This is a genomic window from Rhodosalinus sp. FB01 (assembly GCF_041365715.1).
Taxonomy (GTDB): Bacteria; Pseudomonadota; Alphaproteobacteria; order Rhodobacterales; family Rhodobacteraceae; genus Rhodosalinus.
On the sequence record NZ_JBGFSH010000004.1, the window covers coordinates 126,559 to 140,987 of the forward strand.

General features: G+C 68.6%; 12 protein-coding genes. 3 read left to right on the forward strand and 9 right to left on the reverse strand.

Annotated elements, in window-relative coordinates:
• Positions 1-152 precede the first annotated feature (152 nt).
• The 6 genes from AB6A65_RS07590 to AB6A65_RS07615 form a co-directional block, all read right to left on the reverse strand.
• Complete coding sequence (locus AB6A65_RS07590) at positions 153-449, reverse strand: hypothetical protein (RefSeq protein WP_371037768.1); 297 nt, start codon at positions 447-449, stop codon at positions 153-155.
• 379 nt (positions 450-828) lie between these two features.
• A complete protein-coding gene (locus AB6A65_RS07595; protein ID WP_371037769.1) occupies positions 829-2,193 on the reverse strand; it encodes a mechanosensitive ion channel family protein in 1,365 nt (454 codons plus the stop codon).
• A gap of 1 nt (position 2,194) precedes the next feature.
• Positions 2,195-4,129 carry a glycine betaine ABC transporter substrate-binding protein gene (locus AB6A65_RS07600; protein WP_371037770.1) on the reverse strand — a complete coding sequence of 645 codons (1,935 nt, stop codon included), beginning with the start codon at positions 4,127-4,129 and terminating at the stop codon, positions 2,195-2,197.
• Positions 4,126-5,628 (reverse strand): BCCT family transporter, encoded by a 1,503-nt coding sequence (locus AB6A65_RS07605; RefSeq protein ID WP_371037771.1) that lies wholly within the window; start codon positions 5,626-5,628, stop codon positions 4,126-4,128. The genes AB6A65_RS07600 and AB6A65_RS07605 overlap by 4 nt, the downstream gene beginning before the upstream one ends.
• A gap of 199 nt (positions 5,629-5,827) precedes the next feature.
• Positions 5,828-7,111 (reverse strand): lipocalin-like domain-containing protein, encoded by a 1,284-nt coding sequence (locus AB6A65_RS07610; protein ID WP_371037772.1) that lies wholly within the window; start codon positions 7,109-7,111, stop codon positions 5,828-5,830.
• Positions 7,112-7,691: 580 nt separating this feature from the next.
• Complete coding sequence (locus AB6A65_RS07615; RefSeq protein WP_371037773.1) at positions 7,692-8,690, reverse strand: TAXI family TRAP transporter solute-binding subunit; 999 nt, start codon at positions 8,688-8,690, stop codon at positions 7,692-7,694.
• 121 nt (positions 8,691-8,811) lie between these two features.
• Between AB6A65_RS07615 and AB6A65_RS07620 the strand changes: the two genes are divergently transcribed.
• Together AB6A65_RS07620 and AB6A65_RS07625 are read left to right on the forward strand one after the other, a co-directional pair.
• The gene (locus AB6A65_RS07620; RefSeq protein WP_371037774.1) at positions 8,812-9,612 is read left to right on the forward strand and encodes a hypothetical protein; all 801 of its coding nucleotides are present in this window, start codon (positions 8,812-8,814) and stop codon (positions 9,610-9,612) included.
• A gap of 12 nt (positions 9,613-9,624) precedes the next feature.
• Positions 9,625-10,302, forward strand: a complete 678-nt coding sequence (locus tag AB6A65_RS07625) for an AIM24 family protein (RefSeq protein ID WP_371037775.1) — start codon at positions 9,625-9,627, stop codon at positions 10,300-10,302.
• Positions 10,303-10,576: 274 nt separating this feature from the next.
• Here the strand turns inward: AB6A65_RS07625 and AB6A65_RS07630 are convergent, their stop codons facing one another.
• The 3 genes from AB6A65_RS07630 to AB6A65_RS07640 all read right to left on the reverse strand — a co-directional run bounded on the left by AB6A65_RS07630 (position 10,577) and on the right by AB6A65_RS07640 (position 12,988).
• Complete coding sequence (locus AB6A65_RS07630; RefSeq protein ID WP_371037776.1) at positions 10,577-10,891, reverse strand: hypothetical protein; 315 nt, start codon at positions 10,889-10,891, stop codon at positions 10,577-10,579.
• A gap of 17 nt (positions 10,892-10,908) precedes the next feature.
• Complete coding sequence (locus tag AB6A65_RS07635; protein ID WP_371037777.1) at positions 10,909-11,457, reverse strand: hypothetical protein; 549 nt, start codon at positions 11,455-11,457, stop codon at positions 10,909-10,911.
• 178 nt (positions 11,458-11,635) lie between these two features.
• A complete protein-coding gene (locus AB6A65_RS07640; RefSeq protein WP_371037778.1) occupies positions 11,636-12,988 on the reverse strand; it encodes a lipocalin family protein in 1,353 nt (450 codons plus the stop codon).
• Positions 12,989-13,430: 442 nt separating this feature from the next.
• On the opposite strand from AB6A65_RS07640, the gene AB6A65_RS07645 reads away from it, so the two are divergent.
• Complete coding sequence (locus tag AB6A65_RS07645; protein ID WP_371037779.1) at positions 13,431-14,372, forward strand: LysR family transcriptional regulator; 942 nt, start codon at positions 13,431-13,433, stop codon at positions 14,370-14,372.
• Positions 14,373-14,429: the final 57 nt, after the last annotated feature.

Below are 14,429 nucleotides of genomic sequence, written 5' to 3' on the forward strand. Positions count from 1 at the left end.
TTCTTTCCTGCCCGCGGAAATCCTCCGGGCGCCATATCGCCCCGGGAACCCGTCCCGGGGGATGTCGTCACGGTCTGCGGTCGAGGCGCCGAGCGAGGGCGAGGGGACCCGCGCCGCTTCAGGCGCCCGCCACTTGCCGCCCGCGAACCGGTTCAGCCGCGCTTGCCCAGAACCTGCCCGACGATCGCCGTCAAAGCCCCGCCGCCGACCGCGCCGCCGGTCAGCTGACCGATCAGCGATCCCAGATCCAGTCCGCCGGCCGCTGCGGCCGGGTCGCCCGCACCGCCCAGGATCGCACCGATCAGCGAGCCGCCAGCCACGCCGCCCAACGCGCCGGACAGAAGCTTCGGCAAAAGCGCCATGCCCGCGGACTTGACGACTTGGCTCGCCACCCCGCCACCTGCGATGCCGGCCAGGGCCTGTACCGCGACTGCGACAATCCCTTCCATCGACGTCTCCTTTCTTTGCGGAAATCCCCCGAGGGTTCTTTCCGGGGCAAGCGCCCCGGCGCATCCCCCGCGAAACCGGAAACCGCCCGCCTCGTCTTGTCATGCTCGTCTTTTCCCTTGGCAGCAGATCCGCTGTCCAATGCAGACTTCCATCCCTGTGATGCCGCCCGGGCATCACGCCTTTTTCCGATATCGCCGCGCGCGGGATATCTGCCGCGATCCCGGCGGCCAGCCTCCGGCTGATCGAGACGGCCAAGAGAAGACGACGCGACGGGCAAGCGTCCCTCACGCGCGCCTGCGGGACGTCGGCGGTCAGCGGCCTGCGCAAGACAGTGTGTCGCGATGGCCCGTTCGTCCCTGGCCGGGCACTAGGAAAATTTCACGCCACGGGCGCGATGGCCGCCCCGCCGCGCGGGTCTCCCTTGATCCGCATCTCGGTCTGCGGGAACGGAATCGTCAGGCCACGGGCGTCGAAGGCCTCCTTCACCTGCCGGGTCAGGTCCCAGTAGACCTCCCAGTAGTCCTCTGCGCGCACCCATGGCCGGGCGATGAAGTTGACGGAGCTCTCGCCGAGTTCGTGGACGCGGATGGCCGGGGCGGGCTCCTTCAGCACCTTGGGGTGCGCGTCGAGCACCTCCTCGAGCGTCTCCTGCGCGAGTTCGATCGAGTCCTCGTAGCCGATGCCGAAAACCATATCGACGCGCCGCGTCTCCGAGGCGGTGGTGTTTATTATGACGTCGCCCCAGACCTTGGAATTGGGTATCACGATCACCTGGTTGTCGGGCGTCGTTACCGTCGTCGACACGACGGACACCTTCTTCACCGTGCCGCCGACGCCCGCCACCGTCACGTAATCGCCCTCGTCGAAGGGGCGGTTGATCATGATCATCAGCCCGGCGGCAAGGTTGCCGAGCGTGTCCTGCATCGCGAAGGCGGCGATGAACGAGGCGCCGCCGACGAGCGCGAAGAGCGGCGTTATGTTCACGCCGAGCGCCGCGAGCACGATCATCAGGCCCACGGCGATGACCAGCCAGTAGACGACCATGGCGAGGAAGCCCCGCAAGAGCTTCGACAGGTTCGGCACGCGCTCCAGCAGCCGCCGCGCCCAGGCGCGCACGATCCGCGCCACGACCAGCAGGCCGAGCAGCGAGCCCCCGATCACGGCAACGCGGAGCGCGAGCTGAAGCCCGCCCTCGGGCGAGACGAACCAGGCCAGAACGTTCCCGGCGATCTCCTGCGGCCCGAGCGTCGCCGTCTCCTCGACCGTGATGGCGCTGCGGTAGGTCCGCAGCAAGTCGATCAGGGCCGGGTCGCCGCCCTTGCCCTCCAGGCTGGTGACGACGGCGCCGTATTTCTCGAAGATCTCGCTGCGCGCGGCCAGCAGGTCGGCCTGCGCGGCCTTTTCCGCCTCCGCGACGCCCCCGCCCTCCTGTCGGAGTTCCAGGTTGCGTTCCACGACCGCGAGCGTGGCGTCGCGGGCAATGTCCCGCCAGGCCTCGGCGAGCGCGGTCAGTTCCTCCACCGTGAGCGGCACCAGCCGGAGGCGCAACTCCTCGAGCGGGATCGCGGGATCGGCGAGGCCCTCCGGAAAGCCGGGGGCCTCGATGGCGCGGGGCGACGCAGTGGCCTCTTCGACGGCACTTTCGGCTGTGGCGCGATCGTTCGCCGTTTCGCTTTGCGCCGCGACAGGCAGAGGCGCCATGGCGAAAAGAAGAAGGATGAGAAGGACCCGGAGGCGATGCATTTCAGGTCTCCTGATTCTGCGAATGATCGGATGAGGCCGCTCGCGGGGCGGCGGCGGCCGGTGTCGAGCGGTCGGGCGACCGCGAATTCGGAGGAGTCCCGCGGCGCCGGAGGAGCAGCCAGCCGATCAATCCGAGATAGGCGAAGATGCCCGCGGTCAGCAGCGCCTGGTCGGGTCTGGGGTTGCGCGCGGTGCGCGCCTCGGGCGGGCGCGGCACGAGCGCCGGGGCGGCGCGCAGGCTCGCGCCGACGTCCACGCGCGTGCCGAGCGCCCGATCGATCGCGCGCACGGTCGTGTCCGTGAGCGGCTGCACCCGCGTGTCGAAGGAAATCGGCCCCTGCCGGCCAAGCCCGGCGGTTCCGGGCGGCGCGGGTCCGGTGATGACCGTCTGCATCGACAGCACGGAGACGGCGCGGTCGAGCCCGGGGTGGCTTTCGGGGCGCAGCGTGGCCTCTCCGAGAAACGGCAGGGCGATGCGCGTGGGCCCCTGCCACCAGGCGGACGCGTCCACGAGGCGCAGCCCGGGCGACTGGCGGAGCAGGCGCACCACGTCGCCGCGCTGGCGGCTCGCGATCACGAGGCCCGCCTCGGCGGCACCCCGGGCGATCGCCGATCCGATGGACGCAGCGCCGCTGTCGGCCTGTGGCGCGAGCGTGAGATCGCCCTCTCCGTGCCGGGTCAGGACAGAGGCGATGAGGTGGCTCGGCGATCCCTCCGGACCGGTGGCCACCACCCGCGCGTCGCCAAGGCGCGCCGGCCCGTCATCCTGCGCGATGGCGTAAAGGACGGACCGCCCGACCACGCCGATCGCCTCGACGCCTTCTTCGCGGATCGCGCCATCCGGTGTGAGCCGGAAATGCGCGGCCGCCGGCACGACGGCCATGCGGGCCTCGCCTCCGGCGAGGGCCGAGAGCGGGCGGTTGGCGGGCGCCAGCGCCACGGCGCGGCCCGGCATCGCCGTGCGCACCGCCTCGAGCGCGCGATTGGCAGGCCCGCTGCCCAACTCCTCGGGATTGACCGCGATTGCCAGCGGGATCTCCGGCGGCGTGGCGGCGCTGCCCTCGACAATGCCGAGGCGCGCCAGCGCGATGGCCGCCACGGCGCGCGGCGTGCGCCCCGTGACCTGCACCTGCCTGACCAGTTCGCGCAGCGTCGGCGCGTCGACCGCGCCGGCCAGCGGCGCAAGGGCGTCGGGCAGGGCCGGATGCCGCGAAAGCGCCGCGGTGCTCGTCAGCGGGGCCGCGTCGTAGGCCGGGAAGAAGGGCCGGTCCACCGACAGGGGCGCAAGGCCGAAATCGAAGATCTGGGGGTCGGTCGAGAAACCGATCATCACGTCGATCCGCTCGTCGATGAGCATCTGGTAAAGGCCCTCGCGCCGCTCGTCCGGGACCACGACCACATCGCGGAAGTCGAGGCCGAACAGCTCGACGAAGCCGGCCAGGCCGTCTCGCGGACGTTCGGCGAAACTCCGGCTGACGCCGAGGCGAAGCTCCCCGGCGATGGGCGCGAGGCTGCTGACGCCGGCAAGCTCCGCGCGCTGCGCCAGAGCCCGGCGCGTCACCGGCACGAAACGCGACTCGACCCCGAACGGAGCGAGGAACTCGAGGCCGAGCGCGGCGAAGGGTTCGACGAGCCGCGCGCGCATGGCGTCCGGATCGACCTCGGGCGGCACGTCGAGCAGCGCGAGCGCGGTGCCGGAATATTCCGGATAGACATCGACGCTGCCCGCCCGCAGCGCCTGGAAGACGTCCGCGCTGTCGCCGAGGCCGATGCGCCGCTCGACGGAGAGGCCCCGCGCCTCCAACGTCAGCGCCATCATCTCGGCGAGAACACGGTCCTGAACCGTGTTCTTCGAGGCCACGACGACCGGGGTCCGGGCGCAGGCCGAAAGCGTCAGCGCTGCGACGAGGCAGAAGGCGGCGACCCCTCGCATCATGTCACCTGATCTGCCTTCGCTCTGCCGGTGGGCTCGCTGGCGAGCGCGCGCAGAAAACCGACGACCTGAAGCATCAGAACCGCCGAGAACGGGATGGCGCCCAGGGTCGCCATGGCGCGCGCCACCTCCACGGAGGTCGACAGAAGCGTCGCCGCGGTGATGACCGCGACAAGGCCGCCCCAGACGATCTTGGCCGTGGCGGGCGGTTCGAGGCGCCCGTCCGTGGTCATCATGGACAGGACGAAGGTGCCGGAATCCGCCGAGGTCACAAGGAAGATGAAGATCAGCGCGAGCGCCGCCACGCTGAGGAGCCCCGCGAGCGGGAAGTAGCCGAAGAAGGCGAAAAGCGCCTCGGAGACGTTGTCGGCCACGAGCGCCGAGAGCCCGCCCGGACCGAAGAGCTCTACATAGATGCCTGCGCCGCCGAACACCGCGAACCAGAGGATCGAGAACAGCGTCGGCACGAGGATCACGCCGGCGCAGAACTCGCGGATCGTGCGGCCCTTCGAGATCCGCGCGATGAAGACGCCGACGAACGGACCCCAGGCGAGCCACCAGATGAGATAGGTCAGCGTCCAGCTCGCCGACCACTCGGTCAGCCCTTCATAGGGGAACAGACGGAACGAGAGCGTCACGATCTGCGAGACATAGGCGCCCAGCGTGTCGACCGCGCTTTCGAAGATGAAGGCGGTGGGCCCGACCAGCATGATGAAAAGCATCATCGCAAGGGCGAGCACCATGTTGATGTTCGAAAGCAGCTTCATGCCCTTCTCGACGCCCGTGCGCGTGGAGATCATGTAGGCCGCGTAGAGAACGGCGAGGATCGCGAGCGCGACGCCGATCGTCTCGGGGACATCGAGCACGCTCGCGAGGCCGGACCGCACCTGCAACGCGCCCATCGCGAGCGAGCCGGCGAGACCGAAGACCACCGCCACCACGCCGAGCACGTCCGCCCCGACCAGCACGCCGCGTTCGGCCCGCCCCCCGATCAGGCCGACGAGCGGCGTCGAGATCAGCGGCTTGCCGCCGCGGCGGAAGGTGAAATAGGCGATGATGAGGGCGCAGATGCCGTAGATCGACCATGCGTGCAGACCCCAGTGCAGATTGGTGATCACCATCGCGACGCGGGCCGCCTCGGGCGTGCCGCCCTCCAGTCCCGGTGGCGCGGCGAAATGCGTGACCGGCTCGGCCACGCCCCAGAACAAGAGCCCCGCCCCCATGCCCCCGGCGAACAGCATCGCGATCCACGACGCGGTGGAGAAGTCCGGCCGGTCGTCGTCCGCGCCTAGGCGGATGCTTCCCCACGGGCCGAGGGCGAGCACGGCGGCGAAAATCACGAAGGCGGAGCAGAGCGCGAGCCACCACCAGCTGGCGCCCACCATGAACCACGTGGTGAAGCCCAGCACGCTGCCCGCCATCGTGTCCGGTGCGAAGAGGCCCCAAAGCCCCACGGGCACGCAGATGGCGAGGGCAATCAGGAAGACGGCATTCGACTTCATGCTGGCGGGCCTTCCGACGTTGGCATGAGCGCACCTTTCCGCGATGCCTCACGGTCCGGTGTGGTGGCGCGTTGCTGACGCACGGGCGGCGGCCTGTCCAATGCAGTCCTGTCGCCGTGCGATGCACTTTAGGCATGGACGTGCCCGGCGAAGCCCCGATCGCCCCGTGGCGGGGGGCCTTCCGCCGCCCCCACTTGCCTTACTTGAAGAAGTTGAACGGTGGGGCCGGCGGCATGCCGCCGTCGAGCTTGCGCGGAAGATCCTCGCGCATCGGCTTGTCGAAGCCGCGGGGGATGTAATACCACGGCACGATCATGTTCTCGTGGTAGGCGCGGCCGACGACAGGCCCGTCGAGCGAGCCCTCGTGCAGATACACGGCCCCTTCCCACAGGGCGGTATAATCGGCAAAGCCGATCGCCTGCTGCTCGGGATATTCCGGCGCGACGTAGAAGGTGCCCTGCGGCGTCTCGAGCTTCCCGAAGAGCGGGATATCGACGTTCTCGACGACGGTCGAGGGCCAGGACTTGATCGTGGTCCACTTCACGGACTCGCCCAGCGCGTATTCCATCCGCCCGTCGGCGTGGATGTAGGCGTAGTTCGTGACCTCCTCGGCTATGGACAGGTCCGGCTTGCGCCAGAAACGCAGGCGGAACATGTCGCCGTTGTCGAGATAGGCGTTCTGCCAGATGTAGTGCCCTTCGAGGTGATCTGGCGTGCGCAGGTTGCCCCACTGGTGCTCCCACCAGGCCAGGCCCTCAACCTCCATCTCGCGGCCGTTGACCGTGACGGAGCCCGAGATCATCATCTTCGGCGCGATCGTGTAATAGGAGATGCCGTAGACCGTCTCCGGGTTGTGGCGGCCCGTGCGCGAGACGTCGTAGCCTTCGTTCTCCAGACCCCAGGGCGTGTTGAAGATGTAGCCGGGCGCGTAGACCTTGCCGGTGATGTCCATGCTGAAGGGCACGGAATTGCGCGCGGGCGCGGCGTCGACCACGTTCGCCTTGAAACGCCACGTCTCGTCGGCGGCGCGGTAGCTTTCCTCCATCTCGCCGTGCTCCGGCGTGCCGATGCGATAGCGGAACCAGAAATCCTCCTTGGGCGCATCGCTCGGCGACCCATCGGCGACGAACTCGCCGGGATAGAGCGTGACGGCCGGCTGGAACTCGCCGGTGCGCAGGTTGTGCAGCGCGAAGAAGACGTTCTTCACAGGGCGTTGCAGCCCCTCGTCCCAGCCCGAGAACAGCGTCATCCAGAAGAGGGTGTAGGGCTCTTCGGTGGCCTTGTCGTAGACGAAAGCGCTGAAATAGTACCATTCGCAGTATTCCGGGCCGCGATAGATCGCGCCGTAATGATAGCGATGATCGCGCGGAAACCTGTAAAGCTCGTGCCTGCTTTCCGTCTCGATACCGTTCAGCGAACCCTCACCGATAGGCGTGGCATTACCGCTGCCCGCCGGGGTGGGGGATATTCGGGAAAGCCCCATTCGTACTTGCGCGGCGAGCTTTCGCCCTTCACCTGCGCCCAGGCAGAGGCGGCGCGGCGGTCATTGCCGTGACGGACGCCAGCAATTTCAGGAGACGTCTGCGATCCATTACCTGTTCCTTCTCTATGCGAAGACGTGCCCGTCCTCCCGGAAAAGCCAGGGATCGGTCCGGACAGGTTTCGCGGCAAAAAAAGTCGGACGCTTATCTCTGTGCCAATGAATGCCTCCAATGCAGTTTTGCGCCTTGCGATGCAGTCTCGACCTCAGGCCACCACCGCGTCATCGGCAAATGCAACGCGCCTTTGCCAGCAGATCGAACGGCCGCGGGCGCTCGTTCACGCGCGCGATCGTGGCGGGCATCGCCTCATGTGCCGGTTCAATTCCGCGATCCTGCGGCACCGACACGCGACAATGTCGTTCCCGCCCGTGCGGTGTCGGTGGAAGAAGGGGCGCCCGGGCCCCTTGCGCGTCGATCGGGCCGCCGGGCACTTGGGTGATGCGCCGAGGCGTCCCGCGCGTGCCTCCGGCGGCGCGCCCGGGATCACGGACGATCGGGATCATGCGGCCGTGGCGACCCCGGTCAGTCGTCGGGGCCGCCCGGCGAGGCGTCGAAGACGGCTGCGGCCGCGGGGTGCAGGGGCGCGGTCAGTCCGGCGCGGCGCATCTTCTCCAGATCGCGCGTGCCGAGCGCCGGCACCTGTTCTGCAAGCGTCTCGTAGCGCGCGATGACCGTGCGCGCGACATGGGCAATGAGATCGTCCGACACCTGCGACCGGGTGACGAGCGTCGCGACGGTCGAGACGGTGCGTACGGGCCTCCTCACCTGTTGGTAGGTGCCCGGCGTGATCGCGTAGGTCTCGAAGTCGGCGCTCGTATCGACGAAATCACGCACCGCGGGCCCGTCGATCGAGACGAGTTGCAACTCGCAGAGCTCCAGCAGCTCGGCCAACTGCGCATTCGGATGCCCGATCACGATCAGCGCGGCGTCGATCCGGCCGGCGCAGAGCTCCGGCCCCACGGTCGCGCTGGAAAGCTCGGTGATCCGCCCGAACAGGCCGGTGTCGATCCCGATGGCGCTCAGGACCCTGACATTCGTTCCCCGCCGGGCCGTCGACGGATTGCCGAGGTCCACCGTCTTGCCGGCGAGATCGTTCACCGAACCGATGCCCGCGTCGGTGCGCGCCATGAGGGTGACCGCCTCCGCATAGAGCGACATGACGCTTCGCAGCTCCTTCATCGCCGCTCCGGCGAAGGCTCCGCGACCCTCATAGGCCCGGTGCTGCCAGTCGGACTGGACGAAGGCGAAGTCGAGTTCACCCTTTTCCAGCGCGAGAAGGTTGTATTGCGAGCCGGGCGTCGGCTCGGGGCTGCACCGCAGGTCCGCCGGCCCCTCGCGGTTGATCACGCGGCAGATGGCGCGGCCGGCCGCGTAGTAGTTCCCGGTCAGCGCGGCCGTCCCCAGCGTGAAAAAGCGCAGCTGTTCCGCCCCGGCAGGCGATGCCTGGAACGCGCCGGCGACCATCAGGACGAGGGCCGCCGCAACGTGCCGGCACCGGATTGCGCATTCGCTGACGGGCATGACGCCTCCTGCAAGAACGCCGCGCGCGTGCGCCCGGCACGGGTCCGAACGGATCGTTCGGATTCGAATTTGCCGGCAGCGTCGCCCGAGGTTACGGTCGCCTCACCGACGGAGGCCGATGATGCCCGAGTTCCTCTACTACCTGCCGAGCACCGAACTCGCGCTTCTCTTTACCGCGGTCGCGGTCGCCGCCGTTGCCTTGGGGCTTCTGGTCACGAAACCGCTCATGCGGATCGTCTTCGGAACCGGGCCCGATTTCAACCAGAACCTGGCCTTCGGAGCCTCGGGGTTCAACCTGTTCTATGGCCTGCTGCTTGGCCTGCTCACCGTCTCGGCCTACCAGAACAGCGAGAAGGTCCGGCTGGCGATCCAGTCCGAGGCCCTGGCGATCGGCGGCCTTTACGCCGACATGGAGACCTATCCCGAACCGACGCGCTCGGACATGCGCGAGATGCTGCGGGACTACACGCTATACACGATCCACCGCGACTGGCCGGCCCACCGACAGGGCGCCTTCCTCGACGGCGGCGCGAACCGTGCCGACGCGATGCGGCAACGCCTCGCGCGGTTCGAGCCCGAGGGCGCCGGGCAGACCATCGTCCACGAAGGCGTCATGCAGGGCTTCCGCGAGTTCGACGCGGCCCGTGAACGGCGCCTCGCCGGCGTCATCACCGAGATCCCGGACATCCTTTGGTACGCCGTGCTCGTCGGCGCGGCGGTCAATGTCCTCCTTCTGTGCCTGTTGAAGATGCGCCTGCATACGCAGTTCATGGTCGGCACCATCACCTCCTTCTTCCTCGGCGTGATCCTGTTCGTCATCGTCATGCTCGACGACCCGCTGCGCGGCGAGGCCGGCCTGGAGCCGACGCCCTTCGCGCTCTTGTGGGAACGGCGGATGCAGTGGGACGAGGGGCTGACATGAGGAACGCGCGGCATGGCTGAATTCACGCAGCGCGAGGTCGAGGGGATGCGCCAGGTGGCGATCGACATCGCCGACGAGACGGTGCGTGCCCGCGCCGGCGCCCTTTCGAACATGTGCGGGCGTATCGAGTTCACCCCGCGCCTGCCGGGCGCCGGCGACTTGTGGCGTTCGCTCTTCACGCGCGAAGCCCGGGTGAGACCGTGGTATCGCGGCACCGGCCGGATCATCCTGCAGCCCTCGCTCTCGGGCTACCATGTCCTTCACGTCGCGAAGGGAGAGCGATGGTTGCTCGAGCCCGGCGTCTACTGGGCGTCGGAAGGCTCCGTCAGGCTGGGCCTTTCACGAGAGCCGCTCTTCGCCAGCCTCTGGGCGGGCGACGGGCTGCTGAACTGGAAGACGACGCTCACCGGCCCGGGTCAGGTCGCGATCAACGCCCCCGGCCCGGTGGAGACGATCGACATCGATGGCGAGTTCCGGGTGCAGGGTCGCCTGGTGCTGGGCCGCACGGCCGGGCTGCGCTTCCGGTCCGTCCGCTCCGCCCGGTTCCCGCGCAACTTCATTTCCGGCCAGAAACGTCTGCGTCTCTTCGAGGGGACCGGAAAGGTGATGATCGCCTGGACGCCATACTGGCACCAGTACATGTTCAACCGCATGACCGGGGAGGACATCGAAAGCTCGATCTTCGAATGAGCCCGGCCCTCGGTCGGGCCTGCCGCCCGGCGCGGCGCCCGCCGGCAAGCGGTGTCACGGCGGTGCCGCGCGACATCCCCGACAACCGGTTGCGCCGTGCGCGGATCGCGCCGGCGCACGCCGTTGCCATGGGTGATGGCAAACCCGTCCCTGCCCCCTCGACCGTGGCTTTCCTGGCTTTCGGGGCGCGACGGCACCTTCCGCGTGCCGGTCAGAAGAAAGGGGCCGCCCGATCTTTCCGTCCACCCTGCGCCCGCGACGGCGCCGGACGTGCCTACCGGGCCACGACCGGGCGCGCCAGAGGCGGACGGATCGCGGGCGGGGTCGCGATACGGGGGGTCGGGCGCGGTACGGTGGCGATGGGCGGGACCGGCCGGGGTGCCGTCGCGATCGGGGGAACGGCCTGCCCCGGGGGATCCGGGCGCACGGGACGATCCGGGCGATGGTCGTGATGGTAGTAATGGTTCCAGAACAAGGCGTCGTCGTAGCCGTAAGAGATCCCGACGCCCACCCCGTCGCAGGCGGCCAGCCCGAACGCCGCACCGGTGAGCGCGGCGAAAATCGCGGAGCGACGCATCATTCCGGCCATCTGGACCTCTCCTTCCATCAGCGTGCGGCGCGGAACGAGGCGAACACCCCGTTCAGCACCTCTGCGAAGGCCGGATCGACGCCGGCCTCCAGAACGGCGGCGGCAATGGCGACGCGCCCGCCCGGCAGATCGATGGCCGCGACCGTGAATTGCAACGCCCGGCCGTCGCGACGCCCACGTCCGGCAAACACCTCCGCCGGGCGTCCCCCGATCCGCCGTGAAACGGGCTCGGCGGTCCTGGCCTCGAGCGCGAGGAAACGGCCCAGCTGGCCGAGATAGCCGCGGGCCTCGGCCAGGTCCCCCACCACCCCGGGAGGCGAGATGAAGCCAAGCCACGCCCCCTCGTCGACGGTCGGCTGCAACGCCAGCACCCGCGGGACGTCGGCGGGCACCGCGCCATCGGACGGCGCGATCCGGCGGCTGCCGCCGGTGCGTACGGACCAGAAGTCCGGAACCTCGACGGTGAAAAGGGCGCGCCCGTCTTCCACGTAACTGACAGGCGTCTGCGCCTCCGCGCCCGCGCCCGCCATGAGCATCGCAGCCGCGAGTCCGAGACCGGTTTTCATCGCTGATGCCTCCAATCGATTGCGCCCGGTCGATGGACGGGGCCGTGCAAACATCCATCTGGATCCGGCGCCGCCGGCGCACATGCCCGGCACGAGGGCACCGGGCACTTCCCCTTGCGGGGACGCGGCGGCGCCGGAGAGACCCGGACGCTGGGGATTTGCGTCCGGGATCAGGGGATCAGAGTTCGGGCGTCCAGGGCCCGTTCTCGTCTTCGGGCAGGCCGCGCGAGATCGGCGGACCCATCGAGTGGTCGGTGCCGTCGTCGTAGGACCCCGTGAACATGATCATCTCGCAGAAGCCGGTCGCCACGACGGGGCCGTCCGGCCCGCCGTCGCGCAGCTGGATCACGCCTTCGATATAGGGGCCGGCGAAACCGAGGCCCTCCTGCTCCTCGAGCGTTGGCTCGTACCAGTAGGTGCCGTTCGGCGTCTCGATCCGGCCATACCAGGGATACACCTTGCCCGATTTCGGCGAGGTCCACATGCGCTCGGGGATGAGCTTGAAGGCCGGGCCGAAGGCATAGCTTCGCTCGAAGGTCTCGCCGTCCATGTGGAAGTAGCGGTTCACGCCGTAGTTCGGATTCCGGAAATCCTCGCCTTCGTAGTACTGGCGGAAGGTCATCAGGTCTCCGCTCTCCTCGAACCGGAACCAGGCCCAGAAATAGCGATACTGGTAGGTGTTGCGGAAGTTGCCCCACTGGTGCTCGAACCAGCCGGTGCCCTCGAAACGGACCGTGCGGCCGGCCACTTCGAGTTCGCCCGACGAGGCCATGTCGGGTGCGGTGTAGTAGTAGGTCAGGCCGTACATCGTTTCCGGGTTCTGGCGCTCCTGCGGATCGACCCCGATGCTTTCCAGACCCCAATAGGCCATCGGCGCATAGCCCGGCGCCCGGGCCTGCGACGTCATCGACAGGCGGAACGGTTCGTTCCAGTCATCCTTCTCGGTGGTATACCCTCCGAATTCCCAGGTTTCGTTGGCGTGCGTATAGGCCGTCGTGAAACCGCTCTTGCCGTCGTCGATCTCGTAGCGGAAGTGGAAATCCTCCGCGTCCGGGCCCGAGCCTTCCGTGGTCATCGGCCCCGTGATGTAGAGCAGCGCGGTGTGGAACTCGCCGGTGTCGAGGTTGTGGAAGGCGAAGAGCACGTTGTGCAGCGGCCGGCCCTCCCTCGCGACCCAGCCCTGGCTGAGCGGCACCCAGAACACCGAGATGCGCTCGCCGGTGTCGAGGTCACGACCGAGAACCGTGATGTAATGCCACTCGTTGAAATCGTTGGTCTGGTAGAATTCGCCGCCATGCCACGCGTGATCGCGCGGCAGCGAATAGAGCGCCTGCCCGCTCGACGTCTCGATGCCCGGACCTTGCAGGGGCGGCTGCCCGTCCTGGGCGCGGGCGGGCGCGCTCGTGGATGCCAGCGTTCCGGCGAATGCGCCGGACCCTAGCGCAAAGCCGGTGGCGGGCGCGGATTTCAGCAAGGTGCGGCGGGTCAGGCCGCTGCCCGCCGGCGCGCCGCGATTGGTGCTTGCAGTCATGATGAGTCTGGCTCCCAGCTAAATCGGTCAAGGGCCGCGCGCGGTCGGCTGAGCGTTGCAAGCCGGAAGGGCGCACCCCGGACAGGCTTCTCTCGTGCGCGGTCGGGACTGTCCAATTCCCAATTCCGTCCGTGTGATGCACACCCTGCATGGGTCCGAGCCGGCCATGCGGGCGTTTTCCCAGGGGACGGGGCGGGACGCGCCCTCTCGCTTCCGCGTTGCAACCGCAGTTCCGGCAAGGAACGCCGGGGCCATCACGAGGGTCGGCCGCCGGCGCGCGTCGTCATGGCCCCGGGCAGTCAAGGGACGGCACAGCCCGCGCGCCGGGACCGCGAACGCAGGTTCGCTGCCGCGTGCCGGGGATCCGGTCGGGGATTAACAGGTTGCGCTATGCGCCCTGTTCAATGCAGTCTGGCCCCGTTGTGATACAGGTCCTGCATCAATGAGATCCGTCCGGGACCTCCGGATCGTCCGTTCCCTCGCCCTGCATCGGAACTTTGCGCGGGCGGCCGATGAACTCGGGATGAGCCAGCCGAACCTGAGCCGCGCCCTGAGGAGCCTCGAAGACTCCGTCGGCATGCCGCTCTTCGACCGGAGCCGCACCTCCGTCACGCCAACCGTTGCCGCAGAGATCGTTCTGCGGCGTTGCGACGCGCTGATTGCGGGTTTCGACGATCTCGCGCAGACGCTCGAGCTGAAACGCAACGAGGACCAGCGCGGCTTCCGTGTCTCGGTCGGCCCGTTCGCGGCCGAGGCCGTCGGGCTTGAAAGCTTCGCCGACCACGCCGGAACGAGCCGGATCTCGCTTGGCCGGCTCGTGGTGCGCGACTGGCGGACCTGTCTCGAAGACGTGCTCGACGGCCGCAGCGATCTCGCCATCACCGACACGCGATCGGCTGCCGATCGCCCCGGCCTTGCGACCGAAACGCTCGGAGGCGGTCCGGTGTCGTTCTTCTGTCATTGGCGCCATCCCCTCGCCCAGCGGTCCGACGTCGGGTGGGACGACATCATGCGCTTTCCCTGGGCCCTGACGCTGATGCAGGGACGCTGGCTCGATCTTCTGCCGCAGGATCTCGGGGCGGCGGGACGGCGCGACCCCGAGACCGGCGACTTCATTCCCGCGATCTGCGTCGACAGCTTTTCGGCCATGACGGCCGCCGTCCGCAACGAACGCGCGATCAGCGCCGCGCCACCGGCTTTCATCCGCGACGAGATCGAACGCGGCGAATTCGTGACGCTGCCCGTCGAAGAGCCCTGGATGCGCATGGAATACGGGCTGGTCTGGCATGCCGAACGGTCGTGGCCGCGCACCCTCGTTCGCTTCGTCGACACCCTGCGGATGACACAGGCTCGGCAAAAGACGCTACTGAATCCGGGGGCATAGGGCCTGACGCTCATGCCGGCGGGCCCGCTTCGAAGGGGGCAAGCCCGAGCGAGCCCG

What these genes read in the sequence shown, in the direction of transcription:
- AB6A65_RS07590 (WP_371037768.1), bottom strand. Translation starts at nt 449, where the DNA reads ATGGAAGGGATTGTCGCAGTCGCGGTACAGGCCCTGGCCGGCATCGCA.
- AB6A65_RS07595 (WP_371037769.1), bottom strand. Translation starts at nt 2,193, where the DNA reads ATGCATCGCCTCCGGGTCCTTCTCATCCTTCTTCTTTTCGCCATGGCG.
- AB6A65_RS07600 (WP_371037770.1), bottom strand. Translation starts at nt 4,129, where the DNA reads ATGATGCGAGGGGTCGCCGCCTTCTGCCTCGTCGCAGCGCTGACGCTT.
- AB6A65_RS07605 (WP_371037771.1), bottom strand. Translation starts at nt 5,628, where the DNA reads ATGAAGTCGAATGCCGTCTTCCTGATTGCCCTCGCCATCTGCGTGCCC.
- AB6A65_RS07610 (WP_371037772.1), bottom strand. Translation starts at nt 7,111, where the DNA reads ATGGGGCTTTCCCGAATATCCCCCACCCCGGCGGGCAGCGGTAATGCC.
- AB6A65_RS07615 (WP_371037773.1), bottom strand. Translation starts at nt 8,690, where the DNA reads ATGCCCGTCAGCGAATGCGCAATCCGGTGCCGGCACGTTGCGGCGGCC.
- AB6A65_RS07620 (WP_371037774.1), top strand. Translation starts at nt 8,812, where the DNA reads ATGCCCGAGTTCCTCTACTACCTGCCGAGCACCGAACTCGCGCTTCTC.
- AB6A65_RS07625 (WP_371037775.1), top strand. Translation starts at nt 9,625, where the DNA reads ATGGCTGAATTCACGCAGCGCGAGGTCGAGGGGATGCGCCAGGTGGCG.
- AB6A65_RS07630 (WP_371037776.1), bottom strand. Translation starts at nt 10,891, where the DNA reads ATGGCCGGAATGATGCGTCGCTCCGCGATTTTCGCCGCGCTCACCGGT.
- AB6A65_RS07635 (WP_371037777.1), bottom strand. Translation starts at nt 11,457, where the DNA reads ATGAAAACCGGTCTCGGACTCGCGGCTGCGATGCTCATGGCGGGCGCG.
- AB6A65_RS07640 (WP_371037778.1), bottom strand. Translation starts at nt 12,988, where the DNA reads ATGACTGCAAGCACCAATCGCGGCGCGCCGGCGGGCAGCGGCCTGACC.
- AB6A65_RS07645 (WP_371037779.1), top strand. Translation starts at nt 13,431, where the DNA reads ATGAGATCCGTCCGGGACCTCCGGATCGTCCGTTCCCTCGCCCTGCAT.